Genomic DNA, 23,376 nt, shown 5'->3' on the forward strand with positions numbered 1-23,376 from the left:
GGGAACACTAGGTTTTACTGGCCCCAATCAAAGATCCATTCCAGTAAAAATGACTGAACCAGTTTGATGGGCGACATTCTCGCGGGGCTGATCGATATCGAGCGCGGGTCCGCGAGCGGCGAGACGTTGACGCGGCAGCTCTACGATCGGCTTCGCACGGCGATCCTGAGCGGCGCGCTGCCGCCGGGCCATCGCCTGCCGTCGAGCCGCGAATGCGCGCAGCAGCTCGGCCTCGCGCGCAACACGGTCTCCACCGTCATCGATCAACTGGCCATGGAGGGCTATCTCGACGTCGCGCAGGGACGACGTCCCACGGTCGCTGCCGCCGAGCGCAAGGCGTTGCTCACCGGGCGCAACATCGCCGGCAAGACGCCGAAGCCGCTCGGCCTGTCGCGCTGGGCCGAGCGCGTGCGGAAGTCGGACTGGCCGTTCGTCCACAAGGGGCCACCGCAGCCATTGGCCACGGTGCTCGCCGATAGCCGGCTGTTTCCCCATGACATCTGGGCGCGCTGCCTGCGCCGCGCGGCACGGCGCGCGCCGACCGGCGATCCCGCCATCAATCGCGCATCGCTGCGCACCGCCCTGCTCCGCCATCTCGCTGAGCATCGCGGCGTCAGGGCCGAGGCGCGGCAGATCATCATCATGCCGTCGGCGCAGGCCGCGCTCGAACTCATTGCCCGCGTGCTGCTCGATGCCGGCGATCTCGCCTGGGTCGAAAGCCCCGGCTATGGCGGCGCCCGCGCGGCGCTGGATGCCGCCGGCGCCAGTGTGCGCGGCATTGCGTTGGACCGCGGCGGCCTCGCCTTCAAGGGCCGCCGCGATCATCCGCGTCTGATCTTCGTCACGCCGTCGCATCAGCATCCGACCGGACGGTTGATGCCGGTGAGCCGCCGACAACAGCTGCTCGGTTTTGCGAATGACATCGGCGCCGCGATCGTCGAGGACGACTACGACAGCGAATTCCACTATGACGGCCGCCCTGTCGCCGCTCTGCAGGGCCTCGATGACAATGGCCGCGTGTTCTATGTCGGCACCTTCTCGAAATCGATGTTTTCGGACGTGCGCAGCGGCTACGCCATCGTGCCACCGGACCTCGCTGATCTGTTCGAAAAGGCCCAGCGCCACGGCAGCCATATCGTGCCGGCGCCGGTGCAGGACGCGCTGGCCGAGTTCATCGACGACGGCCACTTCGCAGCGCATATCCGCAAGATGACGCGCGTCTATCGCGGCAGGCGCGATCATCTGCTGCAGGCGCTGCGCGCTCATGCCGGCGATCACCTGACGATCGAGCCACCGGCCGGCGGCATGCAGCTTCTCGCTTATCTGGACCCGGAGCGCGACGATCGTGCCATTTCGGCGCGGCTGGCCGAGTTCGGCGTGACGGCCCGGGCGCTCTCCATACATTTCATCCCACCGGCCAGCGCCCCGGGATTGTTCCTGGGTTTTGCCGCCTGGAACGAGCAGGAGATCGACAAGGCTGCCGCCATCATCGGGCAGGTCCTGCGCGACACCGCCACGCCGCGCGGCCGCTCCAGCAAAGTGTCGAAGCGGCCAAAGAGCTGACGCTGTCCTATGCAGCCGCCAGCTTCTTCTCGACGGCCAGCGCCGCCGGCAGCGGTCGCCACAGCACCGTCATTTCCTGAATGAGGCCGGCATCGTTCAAGCGCCAATAATCGACGCCGTCGAGTTGTTCGCTGCCGACGGTGATGCCGAAAAATGCCGAGACATGTTCGGGCCCTTGCAGGACTTCGCGGAAGTCGAAGCTGTCAACGACACCCAGCAGCGCCGTGACCACCGGCCGGATTGCTGCCTTGCCCGTGAATGGCTCGGCAGCGAGCGGCGTCTTCAGCACGATGTCGTCGGCCATGTGGCTGAGCATGGCTTCAAGGTTCTTGCTCTGCATCGCTGCAGTGAAGGCGTGGATATGCGTGAGATTCATAGTCGCGGTCCTTCTAATTGTACGATAAGCGACGAGCGCGCCGCTCACTCCGCCGCTGTCGGCACGATGATGCCAAGCTTCGTCGCGATGCGTTGTGCGGTGGCCTCGCGTTGCGCGGTCATACCGGCCACGGCCTTTCGTGCCTGCTGCAATACGGCGGCCGGCGCCGTTTCCGGCGTGCCGCTGTTGAACGGCGGCTCCGGCGCATATTCCATATAGAGCTGGATGCCCTTGGCCACGTCGTCGCCGCGCAATTCCGCAGCCAGACGCAAGGCGCCGTCGATGCCGGAGGTGACGCCGGCGGCAAAGATCCAGTCGCCGTCAATCACCACGCGTTCATTGACCGGCGTTGCGCCGAAATAGCGCAGCAGATGAAACGACGCCCAATGCGTCGTCGCGCGGCGTCCCATGAGCAATCCGGCTGCGCCGCAGATCAGCGCGCCGGTGCAGACCGAGAAGACACGCGCATGTCCGGCCTGTGCGCGGAGCCAGTCGAGCACGACCGTATCCTCCATCAGCGCCTCCTGACCGAAACCGCCGGGGACATGCAGCACATCGAGTTGCGGGGCATCGGCAATCGCTGCATCGGGCGTGATACGCAGCCCCCTGTGGTCGCGCACGGGATCGGCGGTCTTGCCATAGATGCGATAGGTCGTGTTCGGAATGCGGGACAGGACTTCGAACGGGCCGGTGAGATCGATCTGGTCGAGCCCCTCGAACAGCAACGAGCCGATCTGGAGATGCTGGTCTGGCGGGATCATCGGTTCCTCCGAATATTTGTGAATGGACAAGGTGACCCTAGCCCGGCACACTCTGGCGGAAATGCCAAAGAACCCTCGTTCTCCGCCAAATACCGGTTCGACGATCCCGCGCGCCATCGACGTCCTGGCGTTCCCGATGGTGCAATTGCTCGACGTGTCCGGCCCGCTGCAGGTGTTCGCCACGGTCAATGAGATCATGCAGCGCAAGGGACAACCTGCGCCCTATAGGCTGCGCGTGATCGCGCGCGGCGGCCATAGTGTGACCGCCTCTGCCGGACTTGGCCTCGCCGTGAGCGATCTGCCGCGCCAGGCCGAACCGATCGACACGCTGTTGATTGCCGGCGGTCCCGGCGTCCATGCCGCCGCTTCCGATCCCGCTATGGTCGCCTGGGTGCGTAAGCGCGCGGCCAAGGCGCGGCGCACCGCCTCGGTCTGCACCGGCGCGTTCCTGCTTGCGTCAACCGGCGTGCTCGACGGCCGTCGTGCCGCCACCCACTGGTCCTGGTGTTCCGAACTCGCGCAGCGCTTTCCCGACGTGCATGTGGAATCCGATCCGATCTTCGTGCGCGACGGCGCGTTCTGGACGTCCGCCGGAGTCACCGCCGGGATCGATCTCGCGCTGGCGCTGGTCGAGGAAGACTTGGGACGCAGCGTCGCGCTGATGGTGGCGCGTCATCTCGTCGTGTTCCTCAAGCGTCCGGGCGGCCAGTCGCAATTCAGCGCGGCCTTGTCGCTGCAGACCGCAGACGACAAATTCGGCGCGCTGCATGACTGGATCGGCAAACATCTCGCCGATGACATTTCGCTGCCGATGCTTGCCGAACAGGCCGGCATGAGCGAACGCAGCTTCAGCCGGCATTATGCGGAAGCCACCGGCATCACCCCCGCCCGTGCGGTCGAGCAATTGCGCATCGAAGCCGCGCGGCGGCTGCTCTCGGAAACGAAACTACCGGTTAAACGCATTTCGCAACGCTGCGGCTTCGGTTCCGAAGAAACCATGCGGCGCAGCTTCCTGCGACTGCTTTCTGCTACGCCGCAGGACTATCGCGCGCGTTTCAGTTCCTGAATGTCGCGATCGGGCCTTCTGCCGCCCGGAAAGCATGTCTGCCGCGCAAACCGTCCGGCTTGCTGCCGCAACAGGGCGGGATTAGGCTCGCAACAGCCAAACGCCAAAACACTGCCAGTCAATCCGGGAGCACTCAACATGTCACCAGCCGAAGCCCGCCTCAAGGAAGTGCCATCGCATATGAGCGAGGGCGAATGGGCCCAGCGCGTCAATCTCGCCGCGGCCTACCGTCTCGTTGCGCTCTACGGCTGGGACGATCTGATCGACACCCACATCTCCGCCCGCGTACCCGGCCCCGACCATCATTTCCTGATCAATCCGTACGGTCTGATCTTCGAGGAAATCACGGCATCGTCGCTGGTCAAGGTCGATCTCGACGGCAACCAGCTCTCCGAAAGCGAATACAGCATCAACCCGGCCGGCTTCACCATCCATTCGGCAATCCACGAAGTCCGCGAAGACGCCGGCTGCGTGATGCATCTGCATACGCCGGACGGCACCGCCGTGGCCTCCTGCATGGAAGGCCTGCAGCCCCTGAACCAGACCGCACAGCTCGTGATCCCCGAACTCGCCTATCACGACTATGAAGGCGTCGCGCTCGATCACGACGAGCGCCCACGCCTGCAGAAGGATCTTGGCACCAAGAACGCCATGCTGCTGCGCAATCACGGCACGCTGACCGTCGGCCGCTCGGTCGCCTCGGCCTTCGAGCGTATGTATTATCTGGAACGCGCCTGCACCATGCAGGTGCGCACCCGTATGCTCGGCCCGACCGCCTATCCGGTCGACCAGATCGTGATCGACAAGAACGCCGAACTGGTCTCAAATCCCGAGAGGTCGGAGCTGCGCTCCACCAAGCTGGTCTGGCCGCCGATGCTGCGCAAGCTCGACCGCCGCGATCCGTCTTACAAGACCTGAGATTTGGTGCTATAGAGAGGTTACATACCTCTACACAGTGATTCAAAACGCCGTCCAATTCCGGACGGCGTTTTTTTGTTTGGTGCATGCTGTCATTCCGGGGCGGGTGCGGCGCCAGCCGCACGCGAACCTCAGCCATTCCACTTGGAATGGCGGGGAATCCCGACATGAGAGTTTCCGATAGAGCCAGGCCACATCGGGATTCCGGGTTCAGCCCCGTCGCCTGCGGCGTCGGTTCTGCCCCGGAATGACGAGCCTGGAATCACGGTCGCATGAACGCAAAGTCCGTATCGGGATCGCAATTGTCGGCAACGAAATGCAGCTCCGACTGCACGTCAGTCGCGCTCCTGGTTTCGAGATATTTCGAGACCACGAGATTCACCAGGGAGCGGCAGACGCTGTCCTGATCGACCCCGGCGGCCTGTGCTGCGGCCATGGCAGCGGAGAAATGAGTATTGGCGATTTCGGATGCGGACATGGCGTTCTCCCTTTTTTGTCTTTCGATCAGGAAAGCCGGACGCAAGCCTTGATGTGGGTCAACGCAGCGACCACCACCGTCATTCCGGGGCGCGAACCTCAGCCACTCCAATTGGAGTGGCTGAGGTTCTGGATGCGATGAACATTCCGGGATTCCGGGCTCAGTCCCGTCGCCTTCGGCGCCGGTCCTGCCCCGGAATGACGTTCCTTACTTCTTCACATCCGCCAGCGCCGCGATGATCCGCGCCCACGACCGGATGCCCTTATGGAAGCTCTTGAGGTCGTACTTCTCGTTCGGCGAATGGATGTTGTCGTCATCGAGGCCGAAGCCGATCAGGAGCGAGTCCAGACCGAGCGTGCGCTTGAAATCGGCGACGATCGGGATCGATGCGCCGGAACCGATCAGCAGCGCTTGCTTGCCCCATTCGTCGGTCAGCGCATCGCGCGCAGCCGCGAGCGGCTTCATGTTCCAGTCGAGCGCGATGGCTGGCGCATTGGAATGATCGAGAAATTCGGCAGTGCAATCGCCCGGCAGTTGCGACGTGACGAATTTGCGGAACGCGTCGCGGATCTTGCCGGGGTCCTGGCCCTCGACGATGCGGAACGAGACTTTCGCCGAGGCATGTGAGGCGATCACCGTCTTGGAGCCCTCGCCCGTGTAGCCACCGACGATGCCGTTGATGTCACAGGTCGGACGCGACGTGATCTGCTCGATCAGTTCGCGGCCCTTCTCGCCGGCTGGAATCGAGAGACCGATCGGCTTGAGGAAGCTCTCCGCGGTGAGACCGAGGCCTTTCCACTGCGCCAGAATATCGGCCGGCAAATCCTTCACGCCATCATAGAAGCCGGGAATGGTGATGCGGCCATTGTCATCATGCAACTTGCCGAGAATATTGGTGAGCACGCGGATTGGATTGCGCGCACCGCCGCCATAGATGCCGGAATGCAGGTCGCGATTGGCCGCGGTGATCTTCACCTCTTCATAGACGAGCCCGCGCAGCGACGTGGTGATCGCCGGGGTCGACGGATCCCACATGCCGGTGTCGCAGACCACCGCGAAATCGGCGGCGAGATCTTTCTTGTTGGCTTCGAGGAACGGCACGAAATTCTTCGAGCCGATCTCCTCCTCACCCTCGATGCAGATGGTGAGATCGATCGGCAGCGAGCCCGTGACATTCACCCAGGCGCGGCAGGCTTCCACGAAGGTCGAGAGCTGGCCCTTGTCGTCCTGCGCACCGCGCGCAACGATGATGTCGCGGCCATCGGCATGCTTGGTGACGACCGGCTCAAACGGCGGACGATGCCACAGGTTCAGCGGATCGACCGGCTGAACGTCGTAATGACCATAGAACAGAACATGCGGCCGCTTGCCGGTGTTGCCCTTGGCGGTGGCGACGATGGCGGGATGGCCCGCGGTCGGCCGTACCTCGGCGTTGAAGCCCAGGCCCTCGATCTCGCCGGCCAGGTGCTTTGCCGCCGCCTTGCAGTCCTCGGCGAAAGCAGGATCGGCGGAAATCGACTTGATCCGCAACAGTGCGAACAACCGCTCCAGAGCCTTGTCGAAATCGGCATCGACGCGATCGAGAACGGATGCAAGCTGCGTATTGGACATGAGCGAATTTCCTTAAGCGTGATGGTCCGGAACTTCGGTGGAATCTAGCAGCACCGGCGGATGGTGCATATGCCAGATCAGGCCGCCTGCCAGCAGCGCGGTCGCCAGCAGATTATTGCCCCAGGCCTGCAGCATGGCCGGGAATACCGGGATCGACAGCGCCATCAGCACACCAATGATGCCAAGCAGCCACCATGTCCCGGTCCGTACATTCGGCCTGGGATCATCGGCGGCGCGATGCATCAACACCGTAAGCGGCAGGAACAGCCACATGAAGTAATATTGCCGCGCCAGCGGCGATGCCACCGTCATCAGGCAGAACAGGATGCCGAGTTCTTCGGCACGTGAGCGCGGCGTGAGTTTCGATCGCGGCAAAAGCGACCAGATGAAGCCGAGGCCGATCAGACCGGAGACTGCGAGCACGATCAGGTTCGCGGTTTTATAGCTGACATCGATCACGTTCATCGTGGCCGACCCACGCTTGCGATCGTCCTGGAAATAATCGATCGGGCGCACCAGGCGATGCGTCATCGCGATGATCGACTGGTTGACCCAGGACCAGTTCTGTTCGTCGCGCTGGCCGAAGCCTTTCTCGGAGCTGGAGCCAACCATTTCGGTGTACCAGGTCTTCACCTCGGCAGCATTGCGCTCGAAGCCGCGAAACGGCGCTGGCACGACATAGAGCAACAGCAGCGTGCAGATGATCATGCTCGCCGAGGCCGCCCAGTGCCGCCGCCAGATCAGATAGGGCAGCACCGCCAGCGGGAACACCTTGATAGCGGTTGCCAGCGCGAACATGCTGCCGCCGAGCCACGGCCGATCCTTCTGCATCCACCAGAAGCCGAGCAGCATCATCGCCAGCAGTACCAGATTGGGCTGGCCGAGATCGTACATGTCGAACACGAAGGTGATGGTCGCAAAGCCCGGCAGCGCCGCAAGCCACGCCGCCGGAATCTTCTTCGAGCCGGTCATGGCATTGGACAGCTGGCTGGTGATCGCCCAGGCCGCCGAATTCAGGATCGAGAGCAAGAGATAAAGCGGGACCTTGCCGAACCAGCTCGGGAGCGCCAGCAGGATCGCGGACAGCGGCGGATAGATGAAGTCCAGCGCCCCATTGGTCTTCGCCTCATAGAGCGGCGCACCGTGCAGCACCTGCCGCCCGGCCCAGAACCACAGCGCGTAATCCTTGGTCTTGCCGTGACCGAAGATTTCCGGGACGAGCACATCCGCCGTCAGCAGGACGCAGGTCAGAAGAAACAGTACGTCCAGCGGCTGCCGCAAGGACGGCCACCGCAAAACCGGCATTTCGCCGTCACTTTTCGTCACTTCGCAGTCCCGCTTCAAAGACCCGCCGGCACGGCGCGGTTCAGACCGCGGTGGGTAGCAGATGGCGCCGGGACCTGCAAAGCCGCGGGCTGGCACATAATGGATAGTCCGGACGCAGTTTACCGCTTCAAAATCCCGCCAAGCGTCCCGCGCACGATCTCGCGGCCGATCGAGCTTCCCAGCGAGCCACCGATCTGCTTGCCGACATTGGCGACGATGCCGCCGACGACCTTGTTGGTCACGCTGCGGGTGACGCTGCGCGCAATCACCTGGCCGGTGGAGAGCCGGTTGCGGCCGGTATTGGTGCCGAAGATGGTGCCGACGATGGCACCGAGCTGGCCCAGGAATCCGCCGCCACCGCCGCCCGCCGCGTCGCCAGCCTCGGCGGGCGTCGCCGCCGTGCCGGCGATGCGCTTCTGCAGCGTCTCGTAGGCGGATTCGGAATCGATCGCGGTGTCGTATTTGCCCTTCACCGGGCTCGCAGCGAGGATCGCCTTGCGCTCCTCCGGCGTGATCGGCCCGATACGTGCGGTCGGCGGACGCACCATGATGCGTTCGACCATCGCGGGCGTGCCGTTACCTTCCAGAAACGAGACCAGCGCCTCGCCCTTGCCGAGTTCGGTAATAGCCGTGACCGTATCGAGTTTCGGATTGGCACGGAAGGTCTGTGCTGCCGCCTGCACCGCCTTCTGATCGCGTGGCGTGAAAGCGCGCAAGGCGTGCTGAACGCGATTGCCAAGCTGGGCGAGTACGCGATCGGGCACATCGATCGGGTTCTGGGTGACGAAATAGACGCCGACACCCTTGGAGCGGATCAGGCGCACCACCTGTTCGATCTTGTCGAGCAGCGCCTTCGGCGCATCGTTGAACAAGAGATGCGCTTCGTCGAAGAAGAACACCAGTTTGGGCTTCGGCAGGTCGCCGACTTCGGGCAATTCCTCAAACAATTCCGACAGCAGCCACAGCAGGAAGGTTGCGTAGAGCCGCGGGCTCGACATCAGCTTGTCGGCGACGAGGATATTGACCATGCCGCGGCCGTCGCGGTCGGTTTTCAGAAAATCTTTCAGTTCCAGCGCCGGCTCGCCGAAGAATTTATCGGCACCTTGGTTCTCAAGCACGAGCAATTGACGCTGGATGGTGCCGATTGTCGCCTTGGTGACGTTTCCGAAGCTCAAAGCCGACTTGCGGACATCGGCAAGCGGATCGACTTCATCTTTCTTGGCGGTCATTGGCACGATGGCGTCGAGCAGCGCGCGCAGATCCTTCATGTCGAGCAGCGTCAGGCCGTTCTCGTCGGCGACGCGGAAGGCGACGTTGAGCACGCCTTCCTGCACATCGTTGAGATCGAGCAGCCGTGCCAGCAATAGTGGCCCCATCTCCGAAATGGTCGCGCGCACCGGATGGCCCTGCTCGCCGAACACGTCCCAGAACACGGTCGAGAACTGATCGGGCTGGAACGTCAGCGCCATCTCCTTGGCGCGCTGCAAAATGAAGTCCTTGCCCTCGCCGACTTCGGAGATACCCGAGAGGTCGCCCTTGATGTCCGCAGCGAAGACCGGCACGCCGGCACGTGCAAAGCCCTCCGCCATCACCTGCAGCGATACGGTTTTACCCGTTCCCGTCGCGCCCGTGACGAGACCGTGGCGATTGCCGAGGGCCAACGTCAGCCATGCCGGTTGGTCGCCCTTGCCGATGAAGATCTTGCCGTCGGTATCGCCTGACTTCAGTTCGGTGGTCGCCATCGGATCGCCTCTGTCGCGCGCATCAAGAAAAAGATTTCAAAAAAATTTGCGGCTCACCATGATCTTACCGCATCTTGGCGAGCGATTGAAACGCAAAGCGTTCCTGCCACACCTGAAACCCGTCCGTCGTTCCCACGGACGAAACACAAGCCGTATCTTTTTGCTGTTTCCAAAGTACGGCGCTGTCGCATCTGCGAACAATTGACCAAAATTTCACGTTTGCTCTTGCATTGGTGCAACACTCGATGCGCGATCACACTGAATCGCACGTCGGGCGAGTTGGCGCGCTTGTAATTCGAAACACAGCGGCTCAAGATCACTTTTCAACATAAGGGCATCGGCACTCAACCGATGTGAGGCGGGGCATCATGGACGAATTGATCAAAGCGCTGACCGCAAAGGTCGGCATCGACGAAGCTGTGGCTGAAAAGGCTGTCGGCATTATCTTGGGGTTCCTGCGCAAGGAAGCACCGGCCGCGCCGGTCAATGCGCTCATCGAAAAAATTCCGGGTGCGGATGCAGCCATCGCATCGTCAGAGGGCGGTGGTGGATTGAGCAGCCTGATGGGCGGCGGCATCATGGCCCTGGGCAGCAAGCTGATGGGTCTTGGCCTCGGCATGGGCGAGATCCAGAGCGTCGCGCGCGAACTGTTCAAGTTCGGCCGCGAGAAGATCGGCGCGGATGCCATGGACGAGATCGTTGCCGGCACACCTGGCCTGAGCCAGTTCTCCTGACCGTCTGTTACGTCAGCAGCCGCGCGTAAGCGTCCAGCATCTTCATACGTCCGATCTTCATACGTCTGAGTACCATGACATATCCCATCTCAAAGATTGACGGTTTGACGGCCTTCGCCGCGACCAAACTGAAAAAGGCAGGCATCCGCACCATGGAAGGGCTGCTGGACGCCGCTCACTCCGCGAAGTGCCGCAAGGAACTCGCTGCCAAGACCGGGTTCAGCGAACAGCAACTGCTCGAATGGGCGAACCTCGCCGACTACCTGCGCATCCCCGGCATGGGCAAGGCCAAGGCCGAACTGCTCCGCGCCTCCGGCGTCAACACGGTACGCGAATTGACCCACCGCAATCCCGCCCGCCTGGCTCAGGCGATGCGCGACGCCAACGACAAGCGCAAGCTGGTCCGGGTGATGCCCTCGGAGAAGTCCGTCGGCGACCTGATCGAGAAGGCCCGCCAGCTGCCGCTGAAGATTTCGTATTGAGACAACCCATTCTGTCAGCGAAGGCGCGACAGCGCTCCCTCTCCCCGCGCTTTGCGGGGAGAGGGGTGGGGTGAGGGGCGAGGCACACGATCAACCTCTGCAAAGATCTCTCGGATCGATAAGGCGTTTATTCAAACCGACCCGTGGGTGCGGCCTCTGTTCTTTCTATCGCGCACGGACCCTCACCCGCCGCGAAGACGCGGCGACCTCTCCCCGCCTAGCGAAGCTTCGCTTCGCACGGGGGCGGGGAGAGGTTAGGCATCCTCCATCTTGACTCCCTCCCCCCGACCGCGCAAAGCGACCTCATGATCGCGCGTCCGACCACGTCTGCTCCGACGGCCCACCCGGTGCTGGCCGCGCTGCTGGCATCGCCGGTGCCTGCCGTGATGGGCATCCTCAACGTCACCCCGGATTCCTTCTCCGATGGCGGCCAGTTCGATGCGCCGGACCGCGCGCTGGCACAGGCCCGGCGCATGATCGCCGAGGGCGCGGGGATCATCGACATCGGCGCCGAGTCCACGCGCCCCTATGGATCCCGGCCGGTCACTGCCGATGAAGAATGGGCGCGGCTCGTGCCGGTGCTGGCTGACGTCGTCGCGCTCGGCACGCCGGTATCGATCGACAGCATGAAGGCGTCCGTCGTCGCGAAAGCGCTCGCCGCCGGCGTCGCCATCGCCAATGACATCTGGGGCCTGCAGCGCGATCCCGACATGGCACGCGTCATCGCCGAGCACAGCGCGCCTGTCGTCGTCATGCATAACCGTGACACCGTCGATGGCAGCATCGATATCGTCGCCGACATGAAAAGCTTCTTCGCGCACTCGCTGGAGATCGCCGCCAGGGCCGGCATCCCTGCGGGCCACATCGTACTCGACCCCGGCATCGGCTTCGGCAAGACGCCTGAGCAGAGCATGATTGCGCTGGCGCGGTTCGACGCGCTGACCAGCTTCGGCCTGCCGGTGCTGATCGCCGCCTCGCGCAAGAAATTCATATCGACCGTCGTACCGTCGGAGCCACAGCAGCGCATTGGCGGATCGCTCGCCGCGCATTTGCTCGCGGTGCGGCACGGCGCCAAAATCGTCCGCGCCCATGACGTCGCGGAAACCGTTCAGGCCCTGCGCGTCACCGCAGCCGTCGAGGAACTAAGATGACCGACATGATCTTCATCAAGGGCGTATCTGTGCATGCGCATCACGGCGTGCTCGATTACGAAGGCGTCGTCGGGCAGCGCTTCGTCATCGATCTCGAACTCGACGCCGATATCGACCTTGCCTCGCGCAGCGACCGCCTTGCCGATACCGTGTCCTATGCCAATGTCGTCGCCACCGCGATCGCCGCTTTCAAGGACACCAATTACAAGCTGCTGGAGCGCGCCGCTGGTGCGGTAGCCGATGCGGTGCTCGCGGATTTCCCGCGCATCAGCTCCGTCAAGGTCACCGTGCACAAGCCGCATGCGCCGATCGCCGCGATCTTCGACGATGTCGGCGTGGTGCTGCGCAGATCTCGGGCGTAGCCGATGGCCAGCGTCCTCATCGCGCTCGGCGGCAATGTCGGCGATGTCCGCATGACCTTCCGCAAGGCGATCGGCAATATCTGCGGCATGACGCAGGCCGCGCTGATCGAACGCTCGGCAGACTACAGCACGCCGCCGGTGGGCGATGTGCCGCAGGACCACTTCGTCAATGCGGCAATCGAAATCGAGACCGATCTCGATCCGCACGCGCTGTTGTTCACGCTGCACAAGATCGAACACAAATTCGGTCGCAACCGCGTCGCCGAGGGGCACTGGGGTCCGCGTCCGCTCGATCTCGACATGATTGCCTATGACGACGTCGTCATCGCCAAGCCGGAACTGCACCTGCCGCATCCCCGCGCCACCGAACGTGCCTTCGTCCTGGTGCCGCTGGCCGAGATCGCCCCGGACCGGGTGATATCAGGCAAGACCGTGAGCGAGCATCTGAAAGCCCTCTCAACCGACGGCATCGAGCGGCTGCCGGATCTGGATTGAGCGCCGGCCCATCCTAACCTCTCCCCGCTCTGTGCGGGGAGAGGTCGCCGCGCCTTCGCGGCGGGTGAGGGGCAACACGCTACGCCATCCGCGATCAGGCATCCCTCGGATCCCACTGGAGCGATCCGAGATTCCGCGATTGGGTCGACCTGCAAACCCCGCCCCTCACCCGTCTTCGCTGCGCGAAGCCACCCTCTCCCCGCAAATGCGGGGCGAGGGAAGCAAGACCGCCCGCTTCCAACCAATCTGGTTCTGTTCCCACGCGCCAATTCCGCGCAGGCCCATGTCGTAACGGGCATTGGCAACCCCTTCGTATCATGGCATTTTCCGGCCAATCACGAAGCAAGACCGCATAAACAATGCTGGGAGTGAAGTTCTGACCATGTCGACTGCGACTGACGACCTGCGGCTGGCCGCCGATTTTGCGCCTGCGAGTTACGATGACTGGCGCAAGCTCGTCGATGGCGTGCTGAAAGGCGCGCCGTTCGAGAAGCTGATCAGCAAGACCTATGACGGCGTCAAGATCCAGCCGATCTATCCGCGCGCCCGGGATGCGGCGCCGATCGCCGGCCGCCCGGCCGCGGCGCCATGGCAGATCATGCAGCGGATCGACCACCCTGATGCCGCAAAATCGAACAAGCAGGCGCTGCACGATCTGGAGAACGGCGCCACTGGTCTCACGCTGGTGTTCGAAGGCGCCAATGGCGCGCGCGGCTTCGGCCTCGTCGCCTCGCCCGAAACCATCGAGACGCTGTTCGACGGCATCTATCTCGACGCCGGCATCGGCATCGAACTCCATGCCGGCCCGCAGTCGCGCATGGCCGTGACGCATCTGGCCGATTACATCAAGACGAAGGGCATCGATCCCGCCACATGCGACATCCGCTTTGGCCTCGATCCCATCGGCGCCACCGCAGTATGGGGCACCAGCGCCTATAACTGGTGGGAGATGGCGCCCGCCGTCACCGACATCATCAAGAAGCTCGCCGCGCAAGGCTTCAAGGGCCCGTTCGCCGTTGCCGACGGCCGCATCATTCACGATGCCGGCGGCTCCGAAGTGCAGGAACTGTCTTACGTCCTGGCGGTGATGGTGTCCTATCTACGCGCGATGGAAGACCACAATATTCCGCTCGAGACAGCCCGCGGCATGGTCTATGCGCGTCTCGCGGCGGATGCCGACCAGTTTCTCACCATGGCGAAATTCCGCGCGCTGCGCCTGCTGTGGGCGCGCATCGAGGAAAGCTGCGGCCTCGCGCCGAAGCCGCTGTGCATCGCTGCCGATACCGCGTGGCGCATGCTCACGCAGCGCGACCCGTATGTGAACATGCTGCGCGCCACCATGGCGACATTCGCTGCCGGTCTCGGCGGTGCCAACTCCATCTGCGTGCTGCCGCATACGCTGGCGCTCGGCCTGCCCGATGGCTTTGCGCGCCGCGCCGCGCGCAATACTCAACTGGTGCTGCTGGAAGAGTCCAATCTCGCCAAGGTGTCCGACCCCGCCGCCGGCGCCGGCGGCATCGAGACGCTGACGCGCGAACTGTGCGACGCCGCATGGGCCCAGTTCCAGGACATCGAGAAAGCCGGCGGCGCCTTCCCGGCGCTGGGCAACAATGTGATCCAGCCGAAGGTCGCCGCCACCCGCGCTGCACGTCAGGCCAGCGTCGCCAAGCGCCGCGAAGTGCTCACCGGCGCCAGCGAATTCCCGAACCTGCATGAGGCCCGCGCCAGTGTGCTGAAGGTGAAGCCGATCCCCGGCAAGCCCTATGGCAAAGACAAGATCAAGTTCAACCCGCTGGAACCGATCCGGCTGGCCTCCCCCTTCGAGGCGCTGCGCGACAAATCGGATCACCTGCTGGCGCGCAAGGGTGCCCGTCCGAAGGTCTTCCTGGCCAATCTCGGCACGCCCGCCGATTTCACGGCCCGCGCGACCTTCGCCAAGAGCTTCTTTGAGACCGGCGGCATCGAAGCCCTCGACAGCGACGGTTTCTCCGATCCGGCCGAACTCACCAAGGCCTGGAAGGCCTCCGGCGCCGCGCTGGTATGTATCTGCTCGTCCGACAAGCTCTATGCCGGTCAGGCCGCGCCCGCAGCAAAAGCGCTTCAGGCCGCCGGCGCGAAGCATATCTATCTGGCAGGCCGCCCCGGCGACCTCGAGGCGCCCTTGCGCGACGCAGGCGTTAGGGATTTTATCATTGCCGGCGGCGATGCGCTGGCGATGCTGGTGCAGGCTTGGGGCTTGATGGAGTAAGCCATGACGGCAACGGCGAGCAAACCCGCGCTGACCGGCGGCTGCCAATGCGGCGCGATCCGCTTTGCGCTGTCGGCTGCGCCGACCCGGGTCAGCATCTGCCATTGCCGCATGTGCCAGAAGGCCACCGGCGCGCCATTCGCCTCGCTTGCCGATATCCCGAACGAGAACTTTGCTTGGACCCGCGGCAAGCCGGCCGCGTTCAAGTCATCGTCCATTGCGGAGCGCGACTTCTGCGCCAAATGCGGCACACCGCTGAGCTACCGCGCCATCGGCGGTCCCAAGATCGAGATCATGACCGGCGCCTTCGACCGGCCGGACCGCGTGGTGCCGACGCAGCAATTCGGCACGGAGTCACGCCTGGGCTGGGTCGGCAACGTGTCGAACCTGCCGAGCAAGACGACAATGCAGAATTACGGCGCGGAAAAATGCGCGGAAGTGTTCAGCTATCAGCATCCGGATCATGATTGAGACATGAGAGCGACACATGCGCTTCGGAATCAATCTTCGCGGAGATCTGGCGAAACTCGACGATACCGAGATTGCAGAGCGTTACGAAAGGCTGGTCTCCGAGAAAGAGAAGAGACTTCAGAAACTGCCAAAATTTGCCAAACAAACGCTGTTTCGTTGGATTTTTGGACTGTTTCTCGGCCGAGGGCCGCTGCACGCACCAATTTTTTACAAAACTCAAATGTTCGTCGGCAGAATTTTGGGTGCGCTCAGTCAAGCATGGATCGATGACGATGCAGCCAATGGTTACTACTCGGAATGCGAGCTCAAGGATGTCCAGGATGAGATCGAGCGCCGCATTCGACAACGGAAGTCGGCAGTCGGGACCCTATGAGCGTGGCTACAATCACAGGTGCAGAGCGGATGATGCAGTTGATATTCGACCTGCTGATGTGGCCGATCGAGAAGATATTCTACCGCGCCGTATCTAAAGACCGACAGAGCGACCCCGATTACAAAAAGAACGTTCAGAGACTCATCGAACGCAATCGAGAATTCGAGAAACGACCATGACCAAGATTCCGAATTTCGCCGAGATCGATTTCGCCACCCGCGCCGCGGGCGCGCCGTCGCAGGGCGAACCATGGCTGACGCCCGAAGGCATCCTGGTGAAGCCGGGCTATGGCGAAGATGACGTCAAGGGCATCGACTTCCTCGACACCTATCCGGGCATCGCGCCGTTCCTGCGCGGCCCCTACCCGACCATGTATGTCAACCAGCCCTGGACGATCCGGCAATATGCCGGGTTCTCCACCGCGGAAGATTCCAACGCATTTTACCGGCGCAATCTCGCCGCCGGCCAGAAGGGTCTCTCGGTCGCGTTCGATCTCGCCACCCATCGTGGCTATGACTCGGATCATCCGCGCGTGTCGGGCGACGTCGGCATGGCCGGCGTGGCGATCGACTCGATCTATGACATGCGCACGCTGTTCGCCGGCATCCCGCTCGACCAGATGAGCGTGTCGATGACCATGAACGGCGCGGTGCTGCCGATCCTCGCGCTCTATGTCGCCGCCGCCGAAGAACAGGGCGTGCCGCCGGAGAAGCTCACTGGAACCATTCAGAATGACATTCTGAAAGAGTTCATGGTGCGCAACACCTATATCTACCCGCCGACGCCCTCGATGCGGATCATCTCGGACATCTTCGCCTACACCTCGCAAAAGATGCCGAAGTACAATTCGATTTCGATCTCCGGCTATCACATGCAGGAAGCCGGCGCGACGCAGGATCTTGAGCTGGCCTATACGCTGGCCGACGGCGTCGAATATCTGCGCGCAGGTCTCGCCGCAGGCATCGATGTCGATCGCTTCGCACCGCGGCTGTCGTTCTTCTGGGCGATCGGCATGAACTTCTTCATGGAAGTCGCCAAGATGCGCGCCGCGCGCATCTTGTGGGCCAAGCTGCTCACACAGTTCAATCCGAAGGATCCGAAGTCGCTGTCGCTGCGCACCCATTGCCAGACCTCGGGCTGGTCGCTGACCGCGCAGGACGTCTACAACAACGTGATGCGCACCACCATCGAGGCGATGGCGGCGACGCAGGGCCACACCCAGTCGCTGCACACCAATGCGCTCGACGAGGCGCTGGCGCTGCCGACCGACTTCTCCGCGCGTATCGCCCGCAACACGCAGCTATTCTTGCAGCAGGAAACCGGCACCAACCGCATCATCGATCCATGGGGCGGCTCCTATTACGTCGAACGCCTCACCCACGATCTCGCCACCAAGGCCTGGGCGCATATCCAGGAAGTGGAAGAGCTCGGCGGCATGGCCAAGGCCATCGAGGCCGGCGTCCCCAAGCTGCGCATCGAGGAAGCCTCGGCCAAGACCCAGGCGCGTATCGATGCCGGCCGCCAGGCGGTGATCGGCGTCAACAAGTTCAAGCCGGAGAATGAAGAAGCGCTCGACGTGCTCAAGGTGGAAAACTCCACCGTGCGCCGGCTGCAGATCGACAAGCTCAAACGCCTGCGTGGCGAGCGCAGCCAGGCCGACGTCGATGCCGCGCTGGCGGCGCTTACGCGCAGCGCCAAGGACGGCAACGGCAACCTGCTGGCGCTGGCGATCGATGCCGCACGCGCCAAGGCCACCGTCGGCGAAATTTCCGATGCGATGGAGAAAGTGTTCGGCCGTCACCGCGCCGAGATCAAATCCATCACCGGTGTCTACAAGCGCGAGGCGTCCACCATGAACGACAAAGTCCAGAAGGTTCAGGCGCTGATCGACGCCTTCGAGGACGCCGAGGGTCGCCGCCCGCGCATCCTCGTCGCGAAAATCGGCCAGGACGGCCACGACCGCGGCCAGAAGGTGATCGCCTCGGCCTTCGCGGATGTCGGCTTCGACGTCGATATCGGGCCGCTATTCGCCACCGCCGATGAGGCCGCGCGGCAGGCCGTCGAAAACGACGTGCATATCCTCGGCCTCTCCTCGCTGGCCGCCGCCCACCTCACCGCGGTGCCGGAGCTGAAGGCTGCGCTCAAGAAACAGGGCCGCGAGGACATCATGATCATCATCGGCGGCGTCGTCCCGCCGCAGGACTACGACGAACTCTACAAGGCCGGTGCGGAGGCGATCTTCCCGCCCGGTACGGTGATCTCGGAGGCCGCAGAGGAGTTGATCCACAAGCTGAATGCACGGCTGGGACACAGCGAGGCAGCGGAGTAAGGGTGTTGAAGACGTTTGCGCTGGTCGCCCTCACCTGTCTCCTATTCGGTGAGGCGGCCCTCGCCGCCGAGCCCATACCCGACATCCAGCTCAAGGCCAAATATACCGAGGTCGCCGTCTTCTTCGATGCCGCAATCAAGTCCGATGCGCCGCTGCTGAAATATCTCACATCCGCAAGCAATGGCTGGGCTGCGAAGACGCTCAAGGAATTGGTCGAGCAGCGCAAGGAGATGAACGATCTCCCTGCCGACATCCGCAACCGGCCATGGGAATCCGAGCGGACCTATACGCAGAGCTCGCTGGTCGCGGGTCGCTATGTCAGCATCATTCGCGCGGACTACAACTACACCGGCGGCGCGCATCCCAATCGTGCCAACGACACGCTGCTGTGGGACAGGCAGGCCGGCAAGATGATCAGCATTCGCCCGTTCTTCACCGAGCTCGCCGATGGTGGCCCGGCGATGACGGCGATCCGCGATGCGGTCGTCGCCGATCTGAAACTCGAGAAGAAAAAACGCGACAACGACAATCCCGACATGAGCCTCGTCGACGCGCTGGAACCGAAGCTGCTCAAGATCGGGCCGGTATCGCTGGCGCCATCGACATCGGCCGGCAAGAGCTCCGGCCTCAGCTTCCATTACGGCCCCTATGCGGTCGGGTCCTATGCCGAAGGCGACTACGACGCCTTCGTGCCATGGGAGAAATTCAAGCCATACCTGTCGGCCGAGGGCAGCGCGATCTTCGGCGGCCAGCGGCCGAAGGACGACGACAAGGGGCCGCAGTGACGAAAGCCCCCATCGACATCGACGCGCTCGCCAAAGACCTCCGCGCCGGCAGCCGCGCAGCGCTGGCGCGCGGGATCACGCTGGTCGAGAGCCGCCGCGCCGATCATCAGGCCGCCGCGCGCGAACTGGTGCAGGCACTGCTGCCGCATACCGGCGAGGCGTTTCGCGTCGGGATCACCGGCTCGCCCGGCGTCGGCAAATCGACCACCATCGATGTGCTCGGCATGTATCTGATCGAGCGCGGCCACAAGGTCGCGGTGCTGGCCGTCGATCCATCCTCGGCGCGCACCGGCGGCTCGATCCTCGGCGACAAGACGCGGATGAACGATCTGTCCGCCCATCCGAACGCCTTCATTCGTCCCTCGCCGTCCTCCGGCACGCTCGGCGGCGTCGCAGCGAAAACGCGCGAGGCCATGTTACTGTGTGAAGCCGCCGGCTTCGACGTGGTGCTGGTGGAGACCGTCGGCATCGGCCAGTCGGAAACGGCGGTCTGCGACATGACCGATTTCTTCCTCGCGCTGATGCTGCCCGGCGGCGGCGACGAATTGCAGGGCATCAAGAAAGGCCTGATCGAACTCGCCGACATGATCGCCATCAACAAGGCCGACGGCGACAATCTCAAACGCGCCAATATCACCGCTGGGGATTATCGCGGCGCGCTGCATATCCTCGCGCCGCGCTCGGAGCACTGGCATCCGCCGGTCGTGACCTATTCGGCGCTGACCAAGACGGGTATCGCCGACCTCTGGAACAAGGTCGTCGCGCATCGCACCGCCATGAATGCCTCCGGCGATTTCGCCGGCCGCCGCCGCGAGCAGCAGGTGAAATGGATGTGGACCATGCTGGAGGATCGTTTGAAGGCGCGGCTGCGCAGCGATCCCGCGATCCGCAGCAAGGTCAAGCAGGTCGAACGCGACGTCGCCGACGGCACGATGACGCCTGCCGTCGCGGCGGAGGCGATCGCGGATCTGCTGAAGTAGCGCGCCCTAACCTCTCCCCGCTTGCGGGGAGAGGTCGGCTGGCGGAGCGCAGCGAAGCCAGACGGGTGAGGGGGACTATCCACTCGCTCCGAGTTCGTGGAGAGTCCCCCTCACCCGCCTTCCACATGCTTCGCATGTTACAGGCGACCTCTCCCCGCAAGCGGGGAGAGGTTAGCGCGCCGTCGCGATCATGGAGGCGAATGTTGAACCATCCCGGTACATCTCCCCGCATCCTCATCACGGGCTTTGGCCCTTTCCCCGGCGCGCCGGTGAACCCGACACAGGCGCTGGTGCGAAAGCTCGCAACGCTGCGCCGCCCCGCTTTCGCTGATACCCCCCGCATCCCGCATATTTTCGACGTCACCTACGCCACCGTCGATCGCGAATTGCCCGAACTGATCGCACGCCATCACCCGGATGCCCTGCTGATGTTCGGCCTCGCCGCGCGCACGCCCTATATCCGGGTCGAGACGCGCGCACGCAACGCGGTGTCGATGCTGTGGCCCGATGCCGGCCACACAACGGTGCGCCGCGCCAGCATCGTTCCCGGCGCCGACGCGCAGATGTTCGGCCCGCACACGGCGCGTCTGTTCCGGGCTGCCCTCGCCAGCGGCGCCGATGTGCGCTCCTCACGCGATGCCGGCCGCTATCTCTGCAATTATCTGTCCTGGCGCAGCATCGAGGCCACCCGCGTGCACGGCGGCCCTCGCCTCGCCGCGTTCGTCCATGTGCCGCTGCTGGCACAAGACACCGCCTCGCGTCGCATGACCTCCGACGAACTCACCGATACCGGTGAAGCGATCCTGCTGGAAATGATCCGCATGACCCGGGTCACGCTGCGTGACGCAGCCCGGAGTTCCAGGGTTTAAGACCGTTGAGACGACGCCCCCGCGCTATTTTCTGAACATTAATTCACAAAATGGGGAAATCCGCCGGTTTCCGCGACGCAGCCATGCCGAAAGTTAACTTGTGCATCGCAGCATGAACACCCTAATGGCGGGAATGCTTTCAGGAACCGCTTTGTGACCGACATCAACGCCGACGCCCCCCTGGCGGTGTCATCGACCCATAGCCCCATGAAATTTGGCGAATTCGTCGTCGTGATCGCCTCGATCATGGCGCTGAATCCGATGGCTATGGACATCATGCTGCCGGCGCTGCCTCATCTCGGCGCAGCTTTCAAAATCGCCGATGCAAACCGGCTGCAAACGGTGCTGTCGGTGTTCCTGCTCGGCTTTGGCGTCGCGCAATTCGCCATCGGTCCGCTGTCGGACCGGTTCGGCCGCCGCCCCATCCTGCTCGGCGGCATGGCTGTCTATTGTGTTGCCAGCCTGCTGGCCGTGATCGCCCCCAGTTTCGAACTGCTTCTGCTGGCGCGCCTGCTGCAAGGCCTCGGCACCGCTGCGACGCGCGTGATCGCCGTGACGATCGTGCGCGACTGCTATGCCGGCCGCCGCATGGCCGGTGTCGTGTCGCTCGCGATGATGGTGTTCATCGCCGTGCCGGTGATTGCACCATCTTTCGGTCAGGCTGTGATGCTGCTCACCGAATGGCGCGGCATCTTCGTGGTGCTGATGCTCTATGGCGTGCTGGCGCTGATCTGGAGCGCCGTGCGCATGCCGGAAACGCTCGCCGTTGCAGACCGCAGGTCGATCGCAATCCGCGACGTCCTCCTGGCCTATCGGCAGACCATCACCAACCGGCAGACGCTGGGCTATGCGCTCGCCGCCGGCGGATTGCAGGGCTCGCTGTTTGCCTTCGTGTTCACCTCGCAGCAGGTCTTCACCGAAATCTATCATCTCGGCCATTATTTCCCGCTCGCCTTCGCAGCGATTGCGCTGGGCGTCGCCATTGCCGGTTTTACGAATGCGCGTTTCGTCAATCGCCTTGGCATGCGCGTGATCTCGCATGGCGCGCTGCTTGGCTATGTCGCGGTGGGTGGCACGATGCTGCTGGCGGCCAGCAACGGCATGCTGCCACTGCCGCTGTTCATGGCGCTATCGGCGCTGATGATGTTTTCCTTTGGCTTGATGTTCGCCAATTTCACAGCGCTGGCAATGGAGCCGCAAGGCCACATCGCCGGCACTGCATCGTCGCTCTATGGCACGCTGACCACGCTGCTCGGCATCGGGATCGGCTATGTTATCGGGCAGCACTATGACGGCACGCTGCTGCCGTTTGCGACCGGCCTCTTCCTCTGCACGCTCGCCGCGCTGGCGGTGATCCTCGTGGTGGAAAAGGGCCGCCTGTTCAAGTCTCACAAGATGGTGAGCTGAACGCTTTCGCGGCGTAGCCGAATGGCCGTCGCGCAATTTTGAAATGTCTGGGAATACGTCGGGGCGAACCCGGCGCCGCCATGAACGTTATCAATTTTTACCGGAGCAATCCGATGCCCTACGCACTGTTCTGTGACGACGCGAAACTGAGCAAATCCTATCCGACCGAAGCCGACGTGTGGAAACTTGCCGCCGAGAGCGGCCTCGTCACCGATGTCGAAGCCAAGGATTCCAAGCCGGCGCCGCGCCGCGTGCTCGACAATGATTACGAGATCCGCCCGTGCCAGGCGGAGCCCGGCGAATGCCCGGAAAAGAACGAACGCGACGCCCAGGCCGAGAAGGATTTCCAGCTCGCGCTGACGGGATGATAGCGCGCGGGGCTACTTCCATACGCATGTCATTCCCCGACACACGCTCGTCATTCCCCGGCACGCCAATTGGTGTGCCTGAGGGCAGGACGGACCGCGAAGCGGGCCGGACTGAGTTTGGAATCCCGATCCAAGCTCGTCATTCCGGGGCGCGGTCTCAGCAAAGCTGAGAGCGCGAGCCCGGAATCTCGAAGTGTTTTGCTGAACATGCCGGGATTCCCCGCCACTCCAAGTGGAGTGGCTGAGGTTCGCGTCCGGCAAGTGCCGGCCGCGACCCGGAATGACAGTTTGGGGCGGCAAGACAGCGCCCGAACATTTTTTCCTATCTTCTCGTTGACAACATCCCTATCAGGTTTATATTCCCCTTCGTCCTGCCCCACCGAGAGGGGCGATCGCGATCGTCACGTTCGCGGGGTGGGATGCGGTGGACGCCGGAGATGCGGCGTCACGGGAGATGTGGGTGAGGGCTGTCTTCGGGCAG

Annotated in this window: 23 protein-coding genes; 17 read left to right on the forward strand and 6 right to left on the reverse strand. The window is 63.4% G+C overall.

Features of this window, described 5'->3' with window-relative positions:
- Nucleotides 1-66: 66 nt before the first annotated feature.
- Complete coding sequence (locus A4A58_RS17220; RefSeq protein ID WP_068734277.1) at nt 67-1,563, forward strand: PLP-dependent aminotransferase family protein; 1,497 nt, start codon at nt 67-69, stop codon at nt 1,561-1,563.
- Between the two features lie 7 nt (nt 1,564-1,570).
- Here the strand turns inward: A4A58_RS17220 and A4A58_RS17225 are convergent, their stop codons facing one another.
- Both A4A58_RS17225 and A4A58_RS17230 read right to left on the reverse strand, forming a co-directional pair.
- A complete protein-coding gene (locus A4A58_RS17225; RefSeq protein ID WP_068734280.1) occupies nt 1,571-1,939 on the reverse strand; it encodes a nuclear transport factor 2 family protein in 369 nt (122 codons plus the stop codon).
- A 44-nt stretch (nt 1,940-1,983) separates the two neighbouring features.
- Complete coding sequence (locus A4A58_RS17230) at nt 1,984-2,700, reverse strand: DJ-1/PfpI family protein (protein ID WP_068734282.1); 717 nt, start codon at nt 2,698-2,700, stop codon at nt 1,984-1,986.
- 61 nt (nt 2,701-2,761) lie between these two features.
- Here A4A58_RS17230 and A4A58_RS17235 point away from each other — a divergent pair, with 61 nt between their 5' ends.
- Complete coding sequence (locus tag A4A58_RS17235) at nt 2,762-3,766, forward strand: GlxA family transcriptional regulator (protein ID WP_068734321.1); 1,005 nt, start codon at nt 2,762-2,764, stop codon at nt 3,764-3,766.
- Nucleotides 3,767-3,904: 138 nt separating this feature from the next.
- Complete coding sequence (locus A4A58_RS17240; RefSeq protein ID WP_068734284.1) at nt 3,905-4,684, forward strand: class II aldolase/adducin family protein; 780 nt, start codon at nt 3,905-3,907, stop codon at nt 4,682-4,684.
- A 262-nt stretch (nt 4,685-4,946) separates the two neighbouring features.
- On the opposite strand, the gene A4A58_RS17245 is transcribed toward A4A58_RS17240, so the two are convergent.
- The 4 genes from A4A58_RS17245 to A4A58_RS17260 all read right to left on the reverse strand — a co-directional run bounded on the left by A4A58_RS17245 (nt 4,947) and on the right by A4A58_RS17260 (nt 9,841).
- Nucleotides 4,947-5,162 (reverse strand): hypothetical protein, encoded by a 216-nt coding sequence (locus A4A58_RS17245; protein ID WP_068734286.1) that lies wholly within the window; start codon nt 5,160-5,162, stop codon nt 4,947-4,949.
- 207 nt (nt 5,163-5,369) lie between these two features.
- A complete protein-coding gene (locus A4A58_RS17250; RefSeq protein ID WP_068734288.1) occupies nt 5,370-6,773 on the reverse strand; it encodes a M20/M25/M40 family metallo-hydrolase in 1,404 nt (467 codons plus the stop codon).
- 12 nt (nt 6,774-6,785) lie between these two features.
- Nucleotides 6,786-8,078, reverse strand: coding sequence for a glycosyltransferase family 87 protein (locus A4A58_RS17255; RefSeq protein ID WP_068734323.1), 1,293 nt, complete (start codon nt 8,076-8,078; stop codon nt 6,786-6,788).
- Nucleotides 8,079-8,218: 140 nt separating this feature from the next.
- Nucleotides 8,219-9,841: a helicase HerA-like domain-containing protein gene (locus A4A58_RS17260; protein WP_068734290.1), complete on the reverse strand. Its 1,623-nt coding sequence runs from the start codon at nt 9,839-9,841 to the stop codon at nt 8,219-8,221.
- A 368-nt stretch (nt 9,842-10,209) separates the two neighbouring features.
- On the opposite strand from A4A58_RS17260, the gene A4A58_RS17265 reads away from it, so the two are divergent.
- The 14 genes from A4A58_RS17265 (at nt 10,210) to A4A58_RS17335 (ending at nt 22,895) form a co-directional block, all read left to right on the forward strand.
- Entirely contained in the window at nt 10,210-10,575 is a 366-nt protein-coding gene (locus A4A58_RS17265; RefSeq protein ID WP_068734292.1) for a hypothetical protein, read from the forward strand.
- Between the two features lie 74 nt (nt 10,576-10,649).
- Nucleotides 10,650-11,057, forward strand: coding sequence for a DUF4332 domain-containing protein (locus A4A58_RS17270; protein ID WP_068734294.1), 408 nt, complete (start codon nt 10,650-10,652; stop codon nt 11,055-11,057).
- Nucleotides 11,058-11,362: 305 nt separating this feature from the next.
- Nucleotides 11,363-12,208: a dihydropteroate synthase gene (gene folP / locus A4A58_RS17275; RefSeq protein ID WP_068734296.1), complete on the forward strand. Its 846-nt coding sequence runs from the start codon at nt 11,363-11,365 to the stop codon at nt 12,206-12,208.
- Complete coding sequence (folB, locus tag A4A58_RS17280; protein ID WP_068734298.1) at nt 12,205-12,570, forward strand: dihydroneopterin aldolase; 366 nt, start codon at nt 12,205-12,207, stop codon at nt 12,568-12,570. Before folP ends, folB begins: the two co-directional genes overlap by 4 nt.
- Nucleotides 12,571-12,573: 3 nt before the next feature.
- A complete protein-coding gene (folK, locus tag A4A58_RS17285; RefSeq protein WP_068734300.1) occupies nt 12,574-13,065 on the forward strand; it encodes a 2-amino-4-hydroxy-6-hydroxymethyldihydropteridine diphosphokinase in 492 nt (163 codons plus the stop codon).
- 382 nt (nt 13,066-13,447) lie between these two features.
- Nucleotides 13,448-15,313, forward strand: coding sequence for a methylmalonyl-CoA mutase subunit beta (locus A4A58_RS17290; RefSeq protein ID WP_068734302.1), 1,866 nt, complete (start codon nt 13,448-13,450; stop codon nt 15,311-15,313).
- Between the two features lie 3 nt (nt 15,314-15,316).
- Complete coding sequence (locus tag A4A58_RS17295; RefSeq protein WP_068734304.1) at nt 15,317-15,784, forward strand: GFA family protein; 468 nt, start codon at nt 15,317-15,319, stop codon at nt 15,782-15,784.
- Between the two features lie 16 nt (nt 15,785-15,800).
- Nucleotides 15,801-16,157 (forward strand): hypothetical protein, encoded by a 357-nt coding sequence (locus tag A4A58_RS17300; protein ID WP_068734306.1) that lies wholly within the window; start codon nt 15,801-15,803, stop codon nt 16,155-16,157.
- A 175-nt stretch (nt 16,158-16,332) separates the two neighbouring features.
- Entirely contained in the window at nt 16,333-18,486 is a 2,154-nt protein-coding gene (scpA, locus tag A4A58_RS17310; protein ID WP_068734310.1) for a methylmalonyl-CoA mutase, read from the forward strand.
- Nucleotides 18,487-18,488: 2 nt separating this feature from the next.
- Complete coding sequence (locus A4A58_RS17315) at nt 18,489-19,271, forward strand: DUF3298 and DUF4163 domain-containing protein (protein ID WP_068734312.1); 783 nt, start codon at nt 18,489-18,491, stop codon at nt 19,269-19,271.
- Nucleotides 19,268-20,251: a methylmalonyl Co-A mutase-associated GTPase MeaB gene (gene meaB, locus A4A58_RS17320; RefSeq protein WP_068734314.1), complete on the forward strand. Its 984-nt coding sequence runs from the start codon at nt 19,268-19,270 to the stop codon at nt 20,249-20,251. Before A4A58_RS17315 ends, meaB begins: the two co-directional genes overlap by 4 nt.
- A 203-nt stretch (nt 20,252-20,454) precedes the next feature.
- The gene (locus A4A58_RS17325) at nt 20,455-21,120 is read left to right on the forward strand and encodes a pyroglutamyl-peptidase I (RefSeq protein ID WP_244499792.1); all 666 of its coding nucleotides are present in this window, start codon (nt 20,455-20,457) and stop codon (nt 21,118-21,120) included.
- Between the two features lie 153 nt (nt 21,121-21,273).
- Nucleotides 21,274-22,527, forward strand: coding sequence for a multidrug effflux MFS transporter (locus A4A58_RS17330; protein WP_068734317.1), 1,254 nt, complete (start codon nt 21,274-21,276; stop codon nt 22,525-22,527).
- Between the two features lie 113 nt (nt 22,528-22,640).
- Nucleotides 22,641-22,895 (forward strand): hypothetical protein, encoded by a 255-nt coding sequence (locus tag A4A58_RS17335; protein ID WP_068734325.1) that lies wholly within the window; start codon nt 22,641-22,643, stop codon nt 22,893-22,895.
- The last annotated feature ends 481 nt before the right edge of the window (nt 22,896-23,376 follow it).

Origin of the sequence: Tardiphaga robiniae, assembly GCF_001618955.1 — a bacterium.
GTDB lineage: Bacteria > Pseudomonadota > Alphaproteobacteria > Rhizobiales > Xanthobacteraceae > Tardiphaga > Tardiphaga robiniae_A.